We start from the raw sequence: 22,322 nt of genomic DNA, 5'->3' as shown, positions 1-22,322 counted from the left end.
CCGGCCACCGGCGTGCGCCCGCAGCGGATCCGCCCCCGGCCGGAACAAGTGCCGCCCCAGGTCAGCCCGGTCGGGTATGCCCGAGCCGGCCGATTACCCACCCGAAACGTCCGGTCAGCGGACACCGAACAGCGAAATTCGGACTCGATGCGGCTGATTCATGACACGCTCCTGACAAAGATCGCGATGGCTGGCACTCTCTCCCCATCCCCGCACGGACCAGCTCCGCAACGCTCTGCCCGGCCGGCCTCATCCCAGCCGTCCGGTTTAACCCCCCACAGGCAGAAGGAGTCAGCGTGAAGTCCACGCATCGTCGCAACACCACGGCCACTGGTGCCCTGCTCGCCGCAGCCGCCCTGCTCACCGTAGGTGTCCAGGCCGGGAGCGCCAGCGCGCAGCCCGAGCCGTCCGCGAACGCCGCCGCCCCCAAGGGCCAGCCGGTGCGCAACCCGGGCGCGCTGCCCGCGCAGCTCTCCCCGTCCCAGCGCGCCGAGCTCATAGCGAAGGCCCAGAGCACCACGGCCGCGACGGCCAAGGAGCTCGGCCTCACCTCCCAGGAGAAGCTCCTCGTCCACGATGTGGTCAAGGACCAGGACGGTACCACCCACACCCGGTACGAGCGCACGTACGAGGGACTCCCGGTCCTCGGTGGCGACTTGGTCGTCAGCCGTACGGCGGCCAACACGACGCAGAGCGTCAGCAAGGCGTCCGGCGCCCAGCTGGCGGGCATCTCCACCTCCGCCCCGGCCGACGCTCCGGCGGCCGCCTCCACTCAGGCCCTCGACGCCGCGAAGGCGGTCGGCTCCAAGGCCACCAAGGCCGACGCCGCCCCGCGCAAGGTCGTGTGGATGGCCCAGGGCGTGCCGACCCTCGCCTACGAGACCGTCATCGGCGGACTCCAGGACGACGGAACCCCCAACCAGCTCCACGTCATCACCGATGCCAAGACCGGCGCCAAGCTCCACCAGTGGCAGGGCATCGAGACCGGTGTCGGCAACACCCACTACAGCGGCCAGGTCACCCTCGGCAGCTCGCAGTCCGGTTCGAACTTCACGCTGAACGACGCCGCCCGCGGCGGCCACAAGACGTACAACCTGAACCGCGGTACGTCCGGCACCGGATCCCTTTTCAGCCAGACCACCGACACCTGGGGCAACGGAGCCAACTCCAACGCCGCCACCGCGGGCGCCGACGCCGCCTACGGCGCCGGGGTCACCTGGGACTTCTACAAGAACGTCCTGGGCCGATCCGGCATCCGCGGCGACGGTGTCGCCGCCTACTCCCGGGTCCACTACGGCAACGCGTACGTCAACGCGTTCTGGGACGACGACTGCTTCTGCATGACCTACGGCGACGGAACGGGCAACAACGACCCGCTGACCTCGCTGGACGTCGCCGGTCACGAGATGACGCACGGCGTCACCGCCGCCACCGCCGGTCTCAACTACAGCGGCGAGTCGGGTGGCCTGAACGAGGCGACCTCCGACATCATGGGCACCTCCGTCGAGTTCTACGCCAACAACCCCAGCGCGCCGGGCAACTACCTCATCGGCGAGCAGATCAACATCAACGGCGACGGCACCCCGCTGCGCTACATGGACAAGCCGAGCAAGGACGGCGGCTCCAAGGACAGCTGGTACTCCGGCGTCGGCAGCCTCGACGTCCACTACTCCTCGGGTCCGGCGAACCACTGGTTCTACCTGGCCTCCGAGGGCTCCGGTGCCAAGACGGTCAACGGCGTCAGCTACAACTCGCCGACCTCCGACGGCCAGCCCGTCACCGGCATCGGCCGGGACAAGGCGCAGCTGATCTGGTACAAGGCGCTCACCACCAAGTTCAACTCCAGCACCGACTACAAGGGCGCCCGCGACGGCACGATCGCCGCGGCAACCGAGCTGTACGGCGCCGGCAGCGCCGAGGTCAAGAACGTCACCGACGCCTGGGCAGCCGTCAACGTGGGCGCCCGTTCGACCGGCACCACCACCCCGGGCAACGTCTTCGACAGCACCACCCAGGTCGCCATCCCGGACTCCCCGGGCCCCGCGGTCACCTCGTCGGTCAACGTCACCGGTATCACCGGCAACGCGCCGAGCGCCCTCAAGGTCGGCGTGAAGATCACCCACACCTACATCGGTGACCTCCAGATCGACCTCGTGGCGCCCAACGGGACCTCGTACCGCCTGCAGAACTCCTCCTCGGACTCCACGGCGAACCTCGACAAGACGTACACCGTCAACGCCTCGGCCGTCGCGGCCAACGGCACCTGGAAGCTGAAGGTCCAGGACAAGGGCGCCGCGGACGTCGGCACCATCACCGACTTCAAGCTCACCTTCTGACCGCGCTGACTGCGCATAACCTGAAGCGGTAAAAGGCCTGTTCCCACGTACGCCGACACCCCCGCCTCCACAACACAGGAGGACGGGGGTGTCGTGCCGTGGGTGGAGCGATGCCCCACGCGTTCGGCCTGGCCACGTCAGAGGAACTGGCCCGCCGGCCGCTTCTTCCCCGGGATGACCGGGGAGCTCGTGTACAGCCACGCCCTCGCGCCGGAGGAGTCGGCCGCCCTGCTCGCCCGAGTGCGCGAGCCCATCGGCTGACGCGGGGCGGGGTGAACTCCGCCTGTGTGCCGCCGCGGTCGGCCGCGATGTCCAGTAGCCGCTCGCGCTCCGGCCCGTCCGCAGCGAGGCCCCTGCGGAGCTTGGTCGGGGTCCACTCTGCGCCGGGTCCTTGTCGCCCTGAAGCGGTTCATGGCCGCCGTCATCGCCACCAAAGGTGACAACTGCCCTGGTCGTTCGCGTACGCCTCGCGCCACCACACATCAGCCTCGGCCCCGGGAGAGCAGGCCCGTGGTTCTCATGCCAACCAATCAACGCCGGGTGAGCTGGATGCTGTCCACCACCCGTGCCGCGCCGTGCGGGAGGGAGCTCCGCCTGTTACAGGATGCGGTGGGTGAGATGCGGCATCGTCAGCAGCGGCTGTACGGCGTTCGGGTCGAGCTGTGAGAACAGCGTGAGCGAGAACGTGAACAAGCGTGCGCGGGTGGCGGGCGGGTCGTTTTCCGTGAGCCAGTCGGTCGCGACCTGCCCGACCGTCGCGCCGGTCGACCGATCCATGACGACATGGGCCAGCGCGATCGGCAGCCGGCTCACGAGGCCCGTCGACCCGTCGATTCCGGGAAGGATCTCGAAGCCGTAGCCGACGCCCACCGCGGCGCCGGCGTCGGTGGACCCGCCGGTGAGCGTGGTGAATGCCGCGGTGAGTGCGTCCTCGAGCGGGCCCAGTGCGGTGAGGTCGACCGGTTCGTCCCAGACGTTCAGCGGTGTCACGACATCGGGTGCGACGGCCGGGGCGGTGCGGAACACGAACTGCTCGTCGGTGGGCGGCCCGTCGGGGACCAGGCGGGTGTTGCGGCGGACTGTGAGCGTGGCGCGGGCGTTCTGGTACGCCATGACGTGCAGCCCCGGCCAGCACAGCCGGAACTGCGGCCACCCGGTTGCGGGCAACGGCGGGTCGAACCGGTACGTGCGCGAGGTGCCGACCGGTGCGTCGGGGACGAGCGAAACGGTGTTGCCCGCGGCATCGACGTAGGCGACCTCGGGCCACGCGCCGCCGGGGCCGGGCGACGCCGTCACCGGGGTGAGCTCGACGGCGGCGAGGTACGTGGCGTCGTCCTCGACGGTGTAGCCGACCCGCACGCCGAGGGTGACCTCGACCAGGTCGGGACCGGGCGTCACCGAGGGCGGACCGAGGGTTGCCGGGGCGGCGGCCGGCTCGGCGGCGGGCCATCTGCGGTCCCACGCGTCGGCGACGAGGCGGACGAGGTCGCCGAAGGTCCTCGCGGCGTTGGCGCAGGCCGCGCCGTCGCCCGAGTCCGAGACGTACCCGGCGAGCAGTGACCACAGGCCGTCGGCGACCGAGACGTAGCGGGCCAGCGCGCTCATGACGTCGTCGGTGCCCGCGTCGGCGGGCCCGGCCCCGACGGTGACGTTGAAGGCCGCGGTCACGCGTACTTCGTCCTGCGCCGCGTGCTCGTGCGCGTAGCTGACGGCGTACGTCCACAGCGGCGCGCCGGCGAGTGTCGGCGGCTCCTGCGCGAACGTCGCGCCGGCCGTCTGCCCGAGCAGTACGGGCGATGCCGGGTACGCGCGCAGCGGCACCGGCACGTCGGCGCGTCCGAGCGAGGTCCGCAGCGCCGATGGTTTGGCGTCGCCGGTCAGCGGCGGGTAGAAGGCGAGCCACCGGGACGCCTCGTAGCCGCCGATCTGCGGCTCGGCCGCGACGTCGTACTCCAGGTCCAGGAACCCGTAGTCGAGGTCGACGGGGACGTACGCCTGCCAGCGCGGATCGGGCAGGCGCAGGAGGAACCCGACGTACGACGAGGCGGCGGACAGGTCCGTTTTCGCCGAAGACAGGGTGTACGAGGCCCCCGGCGGTGTGGCGAGGGTGCCGTAGAGCCGGGCCGGGCGTCCCCCCACGGTGTTCTCCGGCGGCTCGACGGTGGCGTCGTACTGCACGAGCGCGGCCGCGTCGTAGGCGCGGGACAGGTTCACCGAGAGCTCGTCGGCAAGCCGCGCGACGGCGGCGGCCTGCGCGGGAACGGCGTGGAGGTCGGCGACGTCGAGGACGGGCCAGAGGCCGCGGGCGACGGCGCGGGAGAGCGTGCGTTTCGCGGCGAGTACCCGGGCCAGCGCGTCGCCGGTCGCGGGGTCTGCGTGTACGGCGGTGGCGTACGCCGCGGTGAGGAACAGGTCGATGTCGGCGAGCAGGCGCCGCGCCCACACCTCGGCGTCGACGCTGTCGAAGTCGGTCGGTGTCGCGTCGGGGGCGAGGTTGCCGTCGGGGCCGAGGGCGTGAACCGGGACGCCGCTGCGGCTGACGAGCTCGTTGGACAGCGGCCGCAGGGCGAAGACGCGCGGCATCGTCCTCACTGTACCGTCCGGTTCCTGCCAGGTCAGGCCGGGCGCGACCTGTACGTCGGTGATGCCGCCCTCCGTGAACGCCACCACGGACAGATCGGTTCCGCCGTCCGGGGCGCGCCCGGTGGCGAGCCGCAGCAGGGGGAACGCCGCCCTGAAGGATGTCTCGAACGCCGCGAGTGTCAGCGATTCCTCCCCCGGCTCGCCGCTGTCCGTGACGTGCGGCGGCACCGGCGCGTCCGCACGCTCGGCGGCCCCCGCGCCGTCCCCGGTCCGGAACACGGGGTCGACGAGGACGTCGGGCCGCGCCAGCCGCAGCGCGACGGATAGGGGGAACGGCACGGTGGTGTCCGCCAGTGGCAGTTCGGCGGGCAGCACCGCGGCGACGGAGACCCGCGCCTGCGGCAGCAGCGCCCTTGCACCGCGCCGCAGGAACGCGACGTCCGCCAGGGCCGCCACCAGGCCGGCCGATGTCAGCGCTGCGCCGGCCGCGGCGAAGCGCGTGAGGACGGTGTTGAGGCTGTCGTGCGCTCCCGTGGTGACGCTCACGCCGTCGGCGGTCAGGGTCACGCCGTCCGCGACCAGCCCGGTGACACCGGCGTTCGCCTGAGCGAACGCCACCGGGTCCAGGCCGTACGCCGCCGCCGCGCCCGCAGGGGTCACCGCCGGGCCCTTGCCGGCCAGCACGGCCGGCCCGCAGACGAGCAGTGCACCGTCGGCTAGGTACGACGCGTCGCTGGCGACGGCGGCCACCGTCTGCTCGAACGTCACCTCCCCCTGCGCCGCGAGCCGTTGCCACACCGCGTCGAGGGTGTCGTCGACGGTCGTCTCGGTGGCCACCGGTCCCTCCGAGGTGTCGACGGAGACGGTCCGGTACGGGGCGAGGACGCCCGGCATCGCGGCGTTGCGGCCTCCCAGCCCGAGCCCTGTCGTCCCGAACGCCGGGCCGAGCGCGTCGAGCGTGTCGTCGGACCTCAGCGTGTAGGGCACCCGCACCGCATCGGGCACGGTGACGCAGCCGGGCAGCACGGCGTCGGCGAGCGGGTGGGCGGCGTTCGCGGCCAGGAGCAGGGCTGGGGGGCAGGCGTAGCGGTCGGCCAGCTCGTGCAGCGTCTGCCCGGACGGCACCGTCACCCCCGCGAAGTCGCCGGCGTAGAGCAGCGTGCCCGCTTCGAACAGGTCGTCGGTGTCGCCGTTCACTTCGGCGAGCCTGGCTCTCGTCGCGCCGGAGGCGTTGGCGGCGAGTGTGTCGCCTTCGCCGGCGATGTAGTGCCGGGAGGTGAGCACGGCGGCAGGGTCGAGGATGCCGGGGCGCGTGGCATTGGCGGCGGCGAGCGTTGCGACGTCCACGTCGTGGCCGAGCGCGGCGTAGGCGGCTGCCGCGTCGGCGAAGGAGTACGGCGGCTCCTGCGGCACCTCGAGCGGCGCGTCCTCCCACAGGAAGACGAACCCCGGGCACAGTACGCCCGGCGTCGTCGCGTTGTCCGCGGCGAGCAGCCCCGGGAGGGTGTGCGCGGCGGCGGCGACCTCGTCGAGCGGCGCGTCGGGGTCGGCGACGGCGACGGACGCCGCCGGGATCGTCAGCGCGGTGGCGGGTCGCAGCGGGAGGTCCGCGTTCTCCTCGAGCGCGAGGAGCGCCGCACCGCTCGCCGGGTGGGGCCAGCCGGGGGCGAGTCCGTGGACGAGGTCGTCGGCGCTGCGGCCCTCGGCGAAGACGCCGTAGGCGGGGACGGCGGGCACGTCCGGGCCGAAGAGCGCGGCGGCCTCGGCGGTCGCGTTCGCGGTCGCGAGGCCTTCCAGCGAGACGCCGTACGCCGCGACGAGGTGGGCGACGGTCGCCGAGGCGGTGGCCGGTGCGGTGGCCGCGGCGGCGGCCGACGCGAGGAAACTCGCCGCGGCGTAGCGCCACAGCGGCGTCACGTCCACGGCCAGGGGGTCGGGCGCGCCGTCGGCGCCGGGCATCAGCGTCGTCACCAGGGATGCCGCGGTCCGGCCACCGGCGAGCTGGTAGTACGCGGTCGCGTAGCGCTCGGCCTGTCGCGCTGCGGCCTCGATCGCGCCGGCCGCCGAGTCGCCCGGCTCCGGCGCCGCGGCGCCGGCCTGCGGAGCGATCGCGACCGTGAGCAGCGGACCCGCGGAGCTTGGTTCCACGGTGTACGAGAGCGACACCGCGGGCCACTGCGTCACGGCGAGCAGCGCGTCGGTGTAGCCGGCCGGCGCGTCGACGACGTACGGCGTCGCCCCGTCCGCTCCGGTCGAGACGCCCGTGTTGCCGAGTACGTCGCACAGGCCGAGCGTGATCGCCGCGACCGGTGTCGTCTCGCCGACGATGCCGCGATACGGGTCCGCGGCAGTGTCCGGCAGGCCCGGTACCGCCGGGGCCGTCTCCGGGGTCGCGGTGCGCGCGTAGGGGATGACCTGCTGGAACCTCCAGTACACCGGTGCGGCCTCGGTGACGGCGCGTCCGAAGCGCCGGGCCCTTGCGAGGCGGTCGCGGTGCCATGCGGGCAGGCCGGTGCCGTCGCTGTCCGCCGGTGGGACCGGCAGGCCGCACGCGCCGAGCGGCGTCGCGGCGTCGTACGTCAGGAGGCTGAACAGCCGCGCGACTCGAGCCTCGGGCGTGTCGTCGTCCGGCGGCTGCGGCAGCGTGGTCGTGAAACCGGTGAGCCCCTGCGGTACGACGGGCACGATGACGGTCTCGTCGCCCGGCTCGGCCGCCTCGACGTACAGTGCCGTGGCCGACGGGTCGAGGCCGGGCGCCAGGACCGCGCAGGTGTCGAAGGGCAGCAGTGTGCGGCCGCCGGGCGCGGGCTCCGCGCGGTCGTCGAGGACGACGAGCAGCGACAGGCGGGCCAGTCCGTCGGGGTCGAACGCGCCGGGCGGGAGGTCGTCGTCGGTCGCCGACCGGTAGCGGAGGTAGTAGCCCGTACCGCCGACGACGCTGCCCTGCCAGAGCAGGACGAGGAAGTCCGCGACGTCGGCCAGCGAAGCCGCAGAGGGCTGCGAGCCGGTGTCGGCCGGCGCCGCGGAGGGAGGTTTGGACTCGGTGGACTCGTTCGTCTTGAGGATGAAGGTCTGCGAGGTGTCCGCCGCGAGTACCGCGAGCCCCGAGGTGTTGGACGCGTCGGGCGGCGGCGCGACGGCGAGGAAGGCGTCGGCGCCGTGGCCGTCGGCCAGGTGCGCCCAGAGCGCGAGCAGTACGTCGCGGTCGGTGGTGTCCACGCCGGCGAGCTCGTAGACGTGCGGGAGCGTGCCGACTTTCCGGACTCCGAAGGTCACCGTCGTCGCGAACGTGGAGTCCCCGACGATGTCGCCCGGCTTGGGGGTGAGACCGGGCGCGGCGGTGCGCACCACGTCGTACGGCGTCGTCGGGCTCAGCGCCGCGCGGGCACGCAGCGCTGCCGGGAACGGCCACAGGCTCGCGTTGCCGGTGGCGGTCGTGTCCCGGCCGGGGACGGGGACGGGAATCGGGGACTGGAGCTCGACGCGGTGGTCGAGGCCGTAGGTGACGGGTGCCGACTCGCCCAGGGGCAGTGGCGCGGGCGGGCTGACCGGCTCGAGCGTCATGACCGTCGGCGGGTAGAGCCGCAGCAGGTCCGCGTTGGTGAACTCCAACGTGAGCCGGGTGATGACGTCGCCGCGGACGACCGCACCGTTCGCGGTGGCGGACTCGCGCAGCACGAGCCAGCCGGCCGCCGACGTGAGGGCGATGCGCAGGGCGACGGCGTCCGGTTCGGACGGGTCGGGCGCGGGGCTGTCGAACTGCTGGCCGGTCAGATCGTGCAGCGGTGTGAGGGCGCCGGTGGCGGCCCGGTGCCCGCCGCCGGCGTCGACCGGCGCAGGGACCCGCTGACCGCTGAGGAGTTGGCGCGACACCAGCCCGGCGATCCGCCCGATCGCCTCGCCGGTGGTGACACGGGCGACGACCTGGTCGATGGACACGGCGGGCACGTGCGGGACACGCAGCTCCGTTCGGTCGCCGGTCCGTGCGAACACCGGCCGGGTCGCGATCCGCTCGGCGAGGTCGGCCACCGGCAGCGCGTAGTACGCCGCGAGGGCGGCCAGCGTGTCACGGCCGGCGGTCACGGTCGCGGCCACGTCGGGCACCGGCACCAGCGCGAGCGGCGCCAGGATGTCGGCGGTCGCGACCAGTTGCCCGACGGTTGCGGGGGTGTAGGCGACCATGCGCGCGGCGAGCGCGGCGAGTGTCTCCCGCGGCTGGATCCGGGTCGTCGCCGCGGGGATGGCGAACGTGCCGTCGGGCGTCAAGGTCACCGCGTCGCGGAATGCCGGCCAGCCGGGCGGCCCGCCCGCGCCGGTGGCGGCGCCCTGTGCGAGCGCGAGCGATGCCGCGACGGAGCGCACGGTGTCGCCGGACAGTGTCGTGTACGTCGTCCGGCGCGACCAGTCGCCGAACTCGGCCGGGACCTGCAGCTCGGTTCCGCCGCCGGCGGTGTAGCCGGGGTCGAGGTGGTGGAGTGCCTGGAGGTACCACTCGAGGGATGCGACCTCGGCGTCGGGGACGTAGTGCATGAACATCGCCGCCGCCGCCTCGACGGTGGAGGTGAACGAGCCCTGCGTCAGCCGGAAGGCCGGAACCTCCAGTACGGCGCCGGCGCGCAGCAGCGCGGCGTCGTCGAGCACCTGCGCGATCACGTCGGGATCCGCGACACCGAAGCGGAGGGCCACGGCCTCGAGCGTTTCCTTCGCCTCGACCTGGTGGTCCACGGTGCCCAGCGGCAGCGGTTCGGTCACGGTCAGCGGGAAGTCCGCGTTGGCCAGCGCCACCGACTCTACGCAGACACCGAGCTCGACCTGGAGCACGGTACCGGCGGGGGCGTGCTCGAGTTCATGGGCCAGTCCGGGGTCGAGGAAGGCGAGTTCGGCCGCGGTGGTTCCGAGCACCTCGGCGACGCTGTCCAGCGTGTCGCCGGCGCGTACTGCGTAGGGGACGGTGGCACGGGGGAGCTGCGAGGCGATGTCCGCGAGCGACACCGCCGCCTTCGGCGCGGGCACAGTCCAGTCGGCCAGCAGGCCGGCCGCCTCCTGGACGGCAGCACGCGCCAGTCCGAGGCACCAGTCGCGGAAGACGTACGAGGCGAACGATTCGTACGCGGCGAGCGGGTCGTCGGGCTTCCCCGGGAGCGGGGCCGGCGTCGCGGCGAAGCGTGCGGCGTACTCGGCGATCCCCCACTCGTAGAGCGGGCCGACCTTCTGGTAGGCCGCCAGGTCGCGCCCCGGCGCCTGCGGTGAGGTCCAGGCGACGAACGGCGGGACCCCGACGACCATGCCCTCCACGTCGGCCGGATCCTCACCCGCCGGGCGCCCGGTGACGTCGAGGTGGAGGTTGGTCGCAAGGAACGTCGCCAGGTCCTCGACGCCGAAGGGCGTGTCGGTCTGCCCGGGGTCGCGCAGCGTCCTCGCCAGTACGTCGAGTTGGCCGGCCGTCACGGTCGCGGGTCCGTGGCCGGGCGAGCCGGTGACCGCGGCGAGACACCAGCGCAGGAACGCCTCGACGAGCCGTTCGGCACCCGGCGTCGCGCCCGCCGGCGCGTGGAGCGGTGCGAACAGGAGCAGCGCGGCGCGGTAGGTCGGCGCCGCAGGAGCGGGCGGGGTGACGCCCCAGCCGACGGCGAGTCCGTTGACGGAGAACGCCGGCAGGAGCGTCAGTTCGGCGGTCCGCGGAGCGTCGGGGAACACCTTCGTCGTCGGATCCCAGGTCACCGTGGTGCCGCGCGGTGCGGCGAGGGCGGCGGCCTTGCGCGCGGGGCTGCGCAGGGGCGGGAGGACGAAGGAGCGCAGCAGGGCCGCGGTCGGCGCCGACTGCCCGCCGGTGACGATCCACGGTGTGGGCCGGTCGTGTCCGATCGTGAAGCCGACGTCGATGCGCGCGCTGAACGAGAACGACACCGTGATGAAGAGGACCTTCACCGACGCCTTGACGCTGACGCCGACGTTCAGCCGGAACACCGAGGTGCGGTACGCCGCGAGCGCGACGCTCGCCTCGGCCCACGCCTCGATCGTGACATTGACCTGGACGATCTTGAAGTCGATGCGGCCGTAGACCTTGCCGTGGATGCCGACGACCGCCTGTGCCCAGTAGTACGTCGCGGGTGCGGCGCCGCTGCTCGTCGGGTTGAACCACGCCAGCACGCCCTGGAAGAGGGCGAGCACCTCGACGTAGGCACCCCCCGACAGCGGTCCGAACGACACCTCCTTGCCGACGCCGACGGCCAGGCCGACACCCAGCTCCAGCACCGGCGCGAACGTGCCGTTGGAGACGCGCGGCACGCGGCTGGAGGTCGCTCCGCTCAGGACGCCGAAGTAGACGCCGCCGCGGCCGACGAACGGCAGCACTTCGACGGAGAACGACCGGCTGAAGTCGCGGCCGTGGGGGAAGCCGAGGTCCACGAGGAAGTCGCCGTTCGTGTAGACCTCGACCACCACGATCCCGACGGTCACCGACACCGCGCCGAAGTCGATGCGGCGGAACGCGTCGGGCAGCCGCAGCTCGACCCGGAACATGCCGATGTCATCGCTGATCTTCTTGTAGAGGATCTCGAACTGCAGGCCCGCCAGCGAGCCGGCGCGCTCACCGCGCAGCCCGACGGCGAGGCCGTACAGACGGGGGTCGTTGAAGACGAACGACAGGTCCAGCGTGTCGAGGAAGGCAGCCTGGAACCCGATCAGCCACTCGCTGTCGGGCGAGAACTCGAGCTCCGGCATCTTGCCGACGGGGTTGCCGTCGGGCTTGACCGGCTTCATGTCCGCGCGCAGCCGTGCGACCGTGTCCCGGATCGTGTCGGGGTAGCTTCCGCGCAGCACCACGCGCTGCCCGATGCCGAGGTAGCGGAGGTCGAGCAGCGACTTCCCCTGGCCGGGGACCGCGGGCGGCGACCCGCCGAGCAGATCCCACGACAGCGGTCGCTGGGCAGGGTAGTCCTGCCCGAGGAAGCTGCCGGTGAGGACCATCTCGACCGTCGCGCGGCCGTCCGGCTGCCGCTTCCAGCGCACACCGACGGTGTCCGCGGACATCACCCCGAGGTTCGCCGTCGTCGCGTACGTGAACTCCACCGTCGACTCGGTCGGGTCGACCGTCAGCACGAACGACGAAAGGTCGATCCTGGACAGGATGTCCCAGGGCGGGTCGAGCGTGACCTTCACCGTCGGCGCCGCGAGCCCGATCAGGTACTCGATGATCTCGCCGAGGGTCACGCCGCCGAGCCGGACGGAGACGACCTGGTGGTTGTCCTCTCCTCGCCGCGAGGTGGCAGCGGAGACCCACAGGTCGCCGAACTGGATCTTCAGCAGATAGGCGAGCTGCTTGGCGGCGAAGTCCACGCCGGCCGAGACCGCGAGCTTGTTCACCGAGAAGGTGCCCGCCACCGAGCCGCTCACGCCGCCCTCCGCGTCGCGGGAGACCGCGACGCGGGCGCCGACGGAGAGGTCCCGTGGCTGACCGAGGATGACGGGCCGCCAGACACCGACCACCGCCCCGGCGAGGTCGTAGGTTCCCGGCGTGGGCGCGAAGTGGAGCGACAGCTCGGTGAGCGTGACCGAGGGCAGCTCGTTGTCGGATGCCTCGCCCATGAACTTCCGCACCAGCGTGACCAGGTCGAGCTGGTCCCCCGCCCCCAGCTCGGCCTGGAACTCCCACGCGGTCGACGGCGCGTAGGACGCCCCGACCGCGAACGCCGCGTCGCCGCTGCCGGCGGGCCCGACGCCGGGCAGCACGAACGTCGCGATGATGCCGCCGGCGACACCGCTCTGGAGCGCATCGACCTGGAGGAACACGTCGCTGAGCATGATCTCCACGTCACCGACCCAGACGGAGAAGTCGGTCGTGACGAGGGCGGAACCGGCGAAGGTCTGCGCCTGCAGGTCGGCTTCGAACTCGAACTCCGTGATGTCGAGCGCATAAGGGAACGTCACGCCGAACAGCCAGCCGAGCGCCTGGTCGAGCGGGATCTCGCCCTGCGAGAGCGCCCCCGTGACGACGAACTGGGGGAAGGAGGCCGTCACGTCGAGCGAGAACACCGGCTCCTGCGGATTCGCGAGGGCGGACGGCCCGGCGGCACCGCCGATCGCGACGCGTGGCCGTCCCGCGGCGAGCGCACGGCGGTCGAGGTCGCTCTGGCCGACCTTGAGCGTGCCGAACACCGTCCCCGACACGCTCGGTGTGCCGTCGCCCCACAGCGAGAGCCAGCGCATGCCCACGTCGCTCACGGTGAGGTAGGGCACCGGCGGCGTCCAGCGTTTCGCCGACCGCAGCACGACCGCGACGTAGTCCAGCGCCGGAAGGCCGCCCGTGGCTGACGGGGCCAGGAGCGAGAGGTCGATCTCACTGATCCGGAAGCCGCCGAAGTCGTCCAGGCCGCGCGGCGCCGCCAGGAGGTCGGCCGGCACGCCGAGCATCGACGCGATGCCCGCCAGGCCCCCGCCGAGCCCGGGAGCGTCGTCCGGGGGGAAGGTGACGTTCAGGAGCCAGGTCGTCGCCATCGCGAGGAGCGGGGTGCTGACGGTCCCCGTCACCGGCTCGTTGCTTCCGAGGCGGAGCGTCGCCTCGCCGTAGACGGTCGAGTACGACGTCTGGGTGCTGAACGCCGGGTCGAGGTCGAGTTCGGTCGCGATGCGCAGGCCGAAGTCCTCCAGGGTGACCGGTCCGAGAACGATCGGCTGACGCGTCGACGCCGCGAACAGCGACAGGCCCGGTGGGTCCGTGGCGTCCGCGGGAATCGACACGGGCCCGTCGAAGCGCAGCGGGAACGGCCCGTAGAAGTCCGCGAACGCGTCGAACAGCGGTGGCGCGCCCACTGCGCCGGTGAGGCGCAGCGCGGCCGTGCCTCCGGTCGTGGCCGTCGCGGCGAACACGACGCCGGACACCGGGAGGTCGGCGAGGAACGACGGGCGGTAGCCCACCGCCCCGCCTTCCTGGACCGGCGTCGGCGGGAGGGTGGGGAACGCGGCGCCGAACGTCCACCCGGGGACCGTCGCGAGCCGCAGCGCGAAGACGCCTCCGTCGTCGCCGGTGGCATACGCGAGGGCGACGCCGACCGTGAAGGCCGTCCCACCGGGGACGGCGTACGACGCGTCTCCGGTCAAGTCCACCGAGCGGGCACTCCAGGTGAGTCCGCCGACCAGTACCGGCCACGTCGGACCCGCGTGCAGCAAGTCGAGCGCCGGCCCGAGCGCGGCGAGGTCGGGCTCGGCCGCGACCGCGGCGGGCAGGTCGATCGTGCCGTCACGGCGCTGGCGGACGAGCGCGTCGTAGACCTGCTGCGGCGAGGGAGTCACGGCAGTTCCCGCAGTCGGGGCAGCGGCCGCCGCGACGTGGGAGCAGGGCGCCGGGGCGGCGCGGGCTCGGGCGCCGCGGCGGCGGGGCCCGCTGCACCGGCTTCGGCCGCGGCGGAGGTGTCAGCCGCCGGCAGCGAGACCCAGAGTGCGTCCCCCAGCGTCGCGGGGTCGGGCCACCCGGCCGGCACGAAGCCGCGTGCGGCGACCATCCGCTCGTAGTCCTTGCGGTTGACCACGGGCTGGAGCGTGACGGTGTTCTTCTGCACGGTGTACTGCCACGCCACGCCGAGAGCGCGCGGCGTCGAGGGGGTGTTCGGTGTATGGCGCGCCGACGAGTCGGGGGGCAGCACGATGTCCTGCTGGCCGGTCACCCGGTCGACGTACATGTTGGTGTAGATGTCGGACGCGGTCTGTACCGAGTACCAGTTCGCGTCGGCCGGCCAGGGGTACTTGGTCCCCGCGTCGTCGTAGTTGAAGTGGTCGTCCGGGGCGAAGTACGCCGTGTAGAAGTGCCGGCCGCCGATGGCCGGATCCCCCCAGAACGGCCCTCCCACCGTGACGTACGGCCAGAAGTACTGCAGGACCCTCGCCGACGGCTGCTTGTACGTGCCGACCTTGTCCGCGCTGCCGATCACGGAGACGGGCTCGATCTTCTCGGCGAAGGTCTTGAGGGTGGCTTCGCCGCCGCCACGGACGTCGAAGCTCGTTGAGGTGCTGCCGTGGTGGGGCACCGTCATCATGACAACATGTTGTAGGTACTTCTTCTTGACGGAGTCGTTCACCACCTCGTTGACCTGGTACATGGTCGTGGCGGTCGCGTCGCCCGTGACGACGAACCAGGCTTTGGAGAGGGGGAATCCCAGCAGGACGACGACGGAATCGGTGTTGATGTCGTAGCCGCCGTCGACCCTCTGCCTTTTGGAGCCGTCACTCGACGAGCTGGACTTCGCGTCCGATGTCGCGGCGTTGGCCTTGAGGATCCACACCTCCAGTTCGCCGAACGTGTCGAACGGCTCAGGAGGATCGGTCGCGGTGAACGAGCTGAACCCCGGGGACAGCGGCTCGGTGGTGACTCCGCTGGGCATGTGGGCCTCGAGCCGGCTGAGGACGCTGTTGCTGCCCCCCTTGTAGCGGATCCGGCTGCCGCCGTAGCAGACCCTGTTGACCGTCAGCTTCGTGGATTTGAGCTCGTCCAGCAGCTCGGGGATCAGGTTGATGTGGTCGCCGTCGCCGTGCGACAGCACGACCAGGTTGAGCGTGGCGGGGTCGCCGAGCAGCCCGGCGACGGTCTTGACCGAGGGGCCGCCGGCCGCTTTCTTGCTCTTCTTCGACCCGATGTCGATGAGCACCGAGCCGACGAGCTTGTCACTGTCGTCGAAGACCTGGATGAAGTTGCCGCTGCCCTGGCCGACGTCGAGTACCCAGAACACCATCTTGCTCATGCCTGAAACCCGTTCTCTTCGGGGAAGGCCAGGCGGCGGCCGGCCGCGAGCCTGCGCCGTGCGGCCTTCGCCTGCGTTCCGGAGTCGTACGCGCCGTACCAGCCGACCGCGGAGCTCCTGCCCTCCGGGTCGCCGAAGACCAGCACGTCGAGGTCGCCGGGCGGGAAGGAAAACGCGAAGACCGACAGCGCGAGGTGGCGCAGCCGCATCAGGTACTCGCGCCTGCCGCCCTCCTCGTACGTCGTCAGTTCGAAGCCGCGGAACCCCAGCTTGAGCACGCCCTGCAGCGGCCAGGTCGCTGTTGTCGCGTCGGCGCCGGACAGCCGCAGACCGAAGTACACCGGCCGTTCGTCGCGTGTCCCGGGCGACCAGCCGACGAGGAGCGTGGCGTGCATGCCTGCGCTGCCGGCCAACGCGCCGAGGGTGCCGAGGTCGAGGGTGAACACCAGCCCGAACCACGGCGGGGACAGCAGCACGGCGTCGACGGGCGAGAGGACTCCGGTGTAACCGAGGTCCTCCGGGGTCCGCCCGCGCGGCCCGCCGGGAGGGTCGGGCACCGGGTTGGCCACGGCGCCGGTGACACGGACGGGGAAGCCCCTGGTGAGCGACTGCACGCGGGCCTCGCTGTTCGCGGGGTCGAACGACATCCGGTCATAGGCCGTCGTGAACGTCTGCGCGCCGGGATCGGCGGCGGGGAAGGCCATCGTCACGACGAGGTTCCCGAACCGCAGGTACCCGTCGAACGCCGGCGTGCCGGGCGGCGGGAGCGCCGCGTTCGGGCCGTAGGAGAACAGGTCGGCGTGCGGCAGCTCGGCGAACCGCAGGTTGCCGGTGAGGACGAAGTCGACGGCCAGCGTCCCGGCGTCGATCGACCCCGTGGCCGTCTGCACCTGTACGCCGAGCACCTCGACGCCGAGCAGCACCGCATTCCCGGCGGCGAAGTCGGCGCCGCCGGCGAGCGTGAACGCGTACGACGGCCTGTCGTTCTGCCGCTGGTACGACCCGAGGAGGACGAGGTTGTTGCCGCTCTCCGGCGCACGCTTGGTGAGCAGGGACCCGAACAGCCGGTTGGTCATCAGCTCGACGCGGGCGGAGAAGTCGGCCAGGGCGGCGTTGGCGAAGCGCGCCGACAGCTGCTGTGTCTTGAACGCGAAGTCCAGCTGCCCCGGCTCGACATAGAGGTCGGCCGGGTCGTCGTATGAGATCAGGCCGAACGCCGCGGTCTGCCCGAGCGTGATGCCGCCGTCGGCCGTGCGCTCGAACGGCGTGACGCCGAACCCGACGTGGTGGGCGTAGAACCGGCCGGTGTCGATGCCCGCAGTGACGAACTGCAGCTCGCGCGGCAGCTCGGCTACGGCGACCGGGGCGCCCAGGACGAGGACGCCGTTCCACGCCGGGTTGTCGGCGACCTCGCGAAGGAAGCGCGCGTAGGGTCCGCCCGGGTCGACGCCCGCGCGTTCTCGGGCGTCCTCGATGACGCCGAGCACCAGCTCCTGCGTGGGCCGCGGGTCGCCGTGCTCGTCGTACGCGGCCTCCGGCCAGCCCCAGGCGGGCAGGTCCGCGGCGAGGTCGGTGAGCGAGCGGGAGGCGAACTTCACCAGCAGCACCGTCCTGCCCTCCCCGCCGGTGCGCCACGAGCGCGGAGAGAGCTGGAACGTCCAGTCCTGGAGCACCGCCTTCAGCAGCCCGGCGACGGACAGCAGCGTGTCGAGGTAGGCGCCGGCCGCTACCGCGACCTGCGCGGTGAACGCCTCCTCGGTGTCGTAGGTGTCCGGCCCGGCCGCGTCGGCGACCGCCTGGACGACCGGGGCGGGGACACCCCGCGCGAGGAGCAGGGCGCGCACGACCTCGTCGACGCGGTAGCGCACCGAGGACTGCCGGAAGAACTCCGTGACGTCCGAGACGACGGCGAACGCCTCGGTGGACTGGAGCAGCGCCTGCAGGCGCGGGCCCACGGCGGTCAGCACCAGCTCGTCGACGGGCGCGCCGGGCAGGCCGGCGAGGACGGCCTGCCGCCACGCCGTGCCGTCGGCCGACAGCCTGGCGAGCAGGCCGTTCGGTGTGACGGCGAGCGCCGTGTCCTCGCCGGTCGGCCCCTTGGCCGCGTCGCGGACCGGCAGGTTCGCGCGGCGCACCGGCGCGAGGGCCGCCTGCTCGATCGTGGCGGCGTACGGTGCCAGCGCCGGGTCGACGCCGAGATACGCGCCGAGCGGGACGACGGGTGGGTCTCCGTCGGCGAAGTCGCCGAGCGTCGCCGCGGGCATCTCGTGGAACCGGAGGAACTCGGTGTCGTCCGCCCGCGCGTACAGCGGTGACTGCCACGGCTGCGCGTAGTACGTGAGGTCCGCGGCGGTGTCGGGGAGCAGGGCGACGTACGCCGTGGTTCCGAGCGGCTCCAGCGCCGCGTCACCCGTGCCGGGCAGATACGCCGGGTGGCCCGACTGGAACAGTGCGATGACGCCGTCGCCGACGTCCACGTACTCGAGGCCGGACAGGCCGAGCGAGAGCCGTGTGCTGCCCTCGGCCTCGACGGCGAGCCGGAACGCTCCGTCCGGGGTCAGGTACACGTGCGGGTCGGACGGGGCGTCGACGACGCGCGGGCTGGTGGCGAACACCAGCCGCGCGGGCCACTGCGGCGGCGTCCCGGGGACCGGAGCCAGCGTCACCTCGGCGCCGAGCGTCGTGGCGAGCCGGGACCGCAACGCGGGCAGGTCCGGCGGGTCGGGCGCGTCGGGCGGGTCTGGTGCGAAGAACCCGAGCGCCGAGCGGTCGGGCACCAGCGGGAACAGCGGGTCGAACGAGAGGTACACCGTCAGCGCCCTGCCGTCCTGTGCGAGCAGCGGCATGGGAACGGCGAGCACTGCGGCGTGGCTCGGGTCGTTCGGGTCGGGCATGGAGTAGCGCAGGCCGACGTCGAGGCGCGCCATGTCGTCGGGGTCGGCGTGCTCCAGTGTCAGCGTGCCGGTCAGGCAGCCGACGGCGGGGCCGGAGAACGGGATGCCCGCGCTTCCGGGCGCCGTGTGGTACACCGTGCCGTCCGGCCCGTCGAACGATGCCGCGGCCAACGCGACGCCCGCCGTCGCCCGGGTCAGCGCCGTGCCGCGCGGCACCGTGACGGCGTAGCCCCCGCAGCCGAAGGACGCGCCCTGCCGGACCGTCCACACGATGGCCGGGCCGCTCCCCGTCGACGTGGCGGTGAGGTTCCACAGCTGCCAATAGGCGGGGTCACCGTCCGGATCGGCGATCCACACGAACCGTGTGTACGGCAGCTGGGCGAGCACCTGGTCGACCCCGGCCAGGAACGGGGGGTAGGCCGCGGGCTTCGCCGTGCAGAAGACGTACGCGCCACCGGCGTCGCGCCACACGTCGTCGAGCGTCGCGGGGTCGGGCAGGTCTCCCTTCGCGCGGTAGCCGGCCCAGTACCCGGCCACGGGCGAGTCTGCGTCCGAGGAGAGCTCGTAGAGGCCGTCGGCGACGCGGACGAACGCGGGGGCGGTCATCGCGTGGTCACTCTGTCGCCGGCGAGCAGCGGGAGCGAGAACGCGTCGAGGCCGGGGCCGTACTCCGCCAGTCCCTCCCAGTCGAAGCGGACGCGGCGGGAGGCGGCGACGTCGTAGCCGCCGTTCACGGGGATCGGACCGGTCGCGCGGTCGAGGGCGACGCCGGTGGCGCGGCCGGCGCCGTGCGGTGGGCGGCGGCCGTGGCGCGCGAGCATGTCGCCCACCGTCGTGCCGATCGGCACGACGGCCTCGGCCCCGTCCACGAACACGCGCACGCACGCGCGCAGAACGGCGCGGCCGCGGAAGTCCACGGCGGGGCAGCCAGGGCCCGGGTCACGCCCCGCGGCCTCGATGGCCGCCCACGAGCCGGCGGCGGCGATCGCGAACCCGGAGCTCGTCCTCGCCGTCCCGACGGCGTCCGCCGCGGCCAGCCGCTCCGGGGCGAACAGCCGCAAGTACCGTGCGGGCGCGACGACGCCGAACAGGTCCGCCGCGTCGGCGAGCCCGCTCACGACGTTGCCGCTGCCGGCCGGAGCGCCGACCGAGAACGCGCCGGTCGCGACGAGCTGCGCGAGGAAGGCGTCAAGGGCGAGCCGCCTGCCGTCGGCCGCGGTCCACGGCGTGACGTCGTAATCGGCGTGGCCGGTGCCGACCCAGCCGTTGACGTAGAGCGGCGGTGCGGACTGGCCGGCATTGACGTAGTCGGCGAACGCCACACGGAGCACGACGCCGGGGCGCAGGTCGACGTACCCGGCGTCGGCGTCGAGGCCGTAGGCGTAATAAAGCGTTTCGGCGAACGTCTGGGGCATCGCACGGGACACCGCCTGCTGGAGCAGCGCGACTCCGACCGCGTCCGCGCCCTTCTCCTCCACGGCGGTGAGGAACGCGGCGTACGCCTCGCGCAGCGTGGTGCGCACCGCCTCGGGTGTGAAGGGCACCGCACGGACGGTCAGTGTGCGTCCGCTCGCGTCCACCCGGAACGCGTCCTTCTCCACCGGCCCGGTGAACGACGTCCCGAGGCCGGGCAGGGCCACGGTCACATCGCCTGCTGCGGGGGCGACGCCGGCGGAGGTGTAGACGTACGGGTACGCCGTCGTGGCCGGCCCGGCCGAGAGGAACCAGCTCTCGGGCACGAGCGGCACCGGGGGCGACGGCGGTCCCGCGTCCGCCCCGCGCAGCGCCTGGACGACGACGGTGTAGTCGCCGCCGGCCATGGTGTCGACCGCGAACGTCACCTCGGTGGCGCCCACCGGCGCCCTGCCGGAGCCGGCCGACCGGGCGGCGAGCGCGGTGGCGCGGTAGCCGGTGGCGCCCTCGACCGGGAGCCACGAGACCGTTGCGTCGGCGCCGTCGAACGCCACCCGTGAGACCACCGGCTGCGCCGTCGGCAGCGGGTACGGGTCGCCGAAGGGGCCGGCGACCGTCGTCGTGGTGGTGCTCACGACGGCCGCGACCGCGATCGCGGCGTCCGCTCCCGGGGTGAGGGTGACATCGCAGCACGGCGTGGTGACGGTGCGCGGCTCGCCGTCACGGAGCCCGTCGCGGAACGCCTGTACGAGGTAGGAGGTGGCGCCGGTGGTCGCCTGCCAGGCGACGGCCGTCGTCCCGGTCGCAGGGTCGGTGGCCGCGGCCGTGACCCGCGGGGCCCGGGTGACGAGGGGCAGCGGCCCGGACGCAGGCCCGACAACCGGTCCGGTCACGCCCGTTACGTCGACGACGAGCCGGCCGTCGGCGAGCTCGCCGTCGACCCGGACGTCGACGGCGCCGGAGGTACTGCCTGCCGGCGCCGTGGCGACCACGACGCCACCCGACAGGACACGGAGCCGGTAGGCGGCGGGTGACCCGGCGGGCTCGGTCCACCGCGCGGTGACGGTCGTGCCGTCGTACGCGGCGGACACCAGCACCGGATGCGCGGTGAGCAGCGGCACCGGAGCACCCGGTACGCCGGTCGCCGCCCCGGCCACGGCGGCTGCGGTGACGGCGTAGGGTCCGGTGCCGGCGGGGACGTCGATCCGGCCTGTCCTGCCTTCGACGACGGCAGTGGCGACCGGTACCTCGGCCTCCGTGACGGTGACGAACGTGGCGCCCGTCGGGGAACGGAGCAGCAGCTCGACCGTGCCCGGGACTGCGCAGACCGCTTCCTCGACCGACGGCGCGACGGCCAGGAGCGGAAACGGCGCCGACGCCGGACCCGTTGCGACCTGGTCGGCCGCGGCGACGACGAGCGCGAGCGGCGAGCCGCTCGGCACGCGGGGTACCACCACGTTGAGCACGGCGGTGTCGCCGTCCGGTGTGGCGGTGACGAGCGTTGGCCCGGCCAGGCGTGCGCGTCCGTCGAGGAGGGTGACCGCGTACTGGAGGCCGGTGTTGCCCGCCGGGGCGACCTCGGCGGCGTAGCTGAGACCGGTCACGGCGCTGCCCGAGGCGTAGGCCGTCGTCAGGACGACGGGCGGGTGCGTGTACGCCGTGGCGACCGCGGCGGGCCCGGTGGAGACGGCGTGCGCGTCGGTCGCGGTCGGACGCAGCGTCAGCGTCAGCGTGCCGGGTGCGAGCGCGAGCGGCGCGCCGGCCACGTCGAAGCGCGATGCCACCGCGGCGGCCGATGGCGCGGCCGGAGCCGCGGAGCCGCGCCACACCTCGGCGCCCCCCGCGGTGAGCGTCGCGACCGCCCCGGTCGCGCCCGCGCCGCCCGGTGCCCAGGCAACGTCGAGCGCGGTGCCGTCGCACGTGACGGAGACGAAGGACGGCGGCTGCCAGAGGACCGCGACGGTGTTGGAGGCCATCGACGGCGGGTTGCCGACGACCGCGATCCAGTACTGGCTGCCGGGCTTGAGCGTGTAGCCGGCCCGCTTCTGGTCCCATGTCCCGCTGGTGTCGCCGTCGGCGGCGACCGGTTTACCGACGGCGTACCGGGGTTCCGCAACCGCGGACGAGAAGAGCTGCGTGGCGTACGGGAAGTTGCCCGGGGCGCCCGTCCCGCCCCGTTCGCGGTAGGCGGGTGCGGGGGTGCCGTCGCCTGCCTGCCAGCGGAGTCCGAGGAACCAGGGATCGCCGGGCACGTACGCGACACCGGTCAGCACGACGTCGAACGGGTTCACGACGGTCTCCTCGCGGGTACGCACATCCCGACCGTAAGCCGCGCCGCAGACGGGAGGGCCGCGACGCGGAGC

General features: G+C 73.1%; 5 protein-coding genes. 1 reads left to right on the top strand and 4 read right to left on the bottom strand.

The window, feature by feature from the left end:
• The first annotated feature begins 296 nt into the window (after nt 1-296).
• Nucleotides 297-2,336, top strand: coding sequence for a M4 family metallopeptidase (locus OG299_RS37935; protein ID WP_266636939.1), 2,040 nt, complete (start codon nt 297-299; stop codon nt 2,334-2,336).
• A gap of 597 nt (nt 2,337-2,933) precedes the next feature.
• On the opposite strand, the gene OG299_RS37930 is transcribed toward OG299_RS37935, so the two are convergent.
• Genes OG299_RS37930 through OG299_RS37915 form a run of 4 tightly spaced genes read right to left on the bottom strand, consistent with a single transcriptional unit; the run spans nt 2,934 to nt 22,274 of the window.
• The gene (locus tag OG299_RS37930) at nt 2,934-14,210 is read right to left on the bottom strand and encodes a hypothetical protein (RefSeq protein WP_327364073.1); all 11,277 of its coding nucleotides are present in this window, start codon (nt 14,208-14,210) and stop codon (nt 2,934-2,936) included.
• Entirely contained in the window at nt 14,207-15,652 is a 1,446-nt protein-coding gene (locus OG299_RS37925; protein WP_327364072.1) for a ComEC/Rec2 family competence protein, read from the bottom strand. Before OG299_RS37925 ends, OG299_RS37930 begins: the two co-directional genes overlap by 4 nt.
• Nucleotides 15,649-19,152 (bottom strand): hypothetical protein, encoded by a 3,504-nt coding sequence (locus OG299_RS37920; RefSeq protein ID WP_327364071.1) that lies wholly within the window; start codon nt 19,150-19,152, stop codon nt 15,649-15,651. Before OG299_RS37920 ends, OG299_RS37925 begins: the two co-directional genes overlap by 4 nt.
• Nucleotides 19,149-22,274, bottom strand: coding sequence for an RHS repeat domain-containing protein (locus tag OG299_RS37915; RefSeq protein WP_327364070.1), 3,126 nt, complete (start codon nt 22,272-22,274; stop codon nt 19,149-19,151). Before OG299_RS37915 ends, OG299_RS37920 begins: the two co-directional genes overlap by 4 nt.
• Between the last annotated feature and the right edge of the window lie 48 nt (nt 22,275-22,322).

It is taken from the genome of Streptomyces sp. NBC_01296 (assembly GCF_035984415.1).
In the GTDB taxonomy this organism is placed as follows: domain Bacteria; phylum Actinomycetota; class Actinomycetes; order Streptomycetales; family Streptomycetaceae; genus Streptomyces.
Note: the sequence above shows the minus strand (reverse complement) of the source record. Positions and strands in the feature narration are given on the sequence as shown.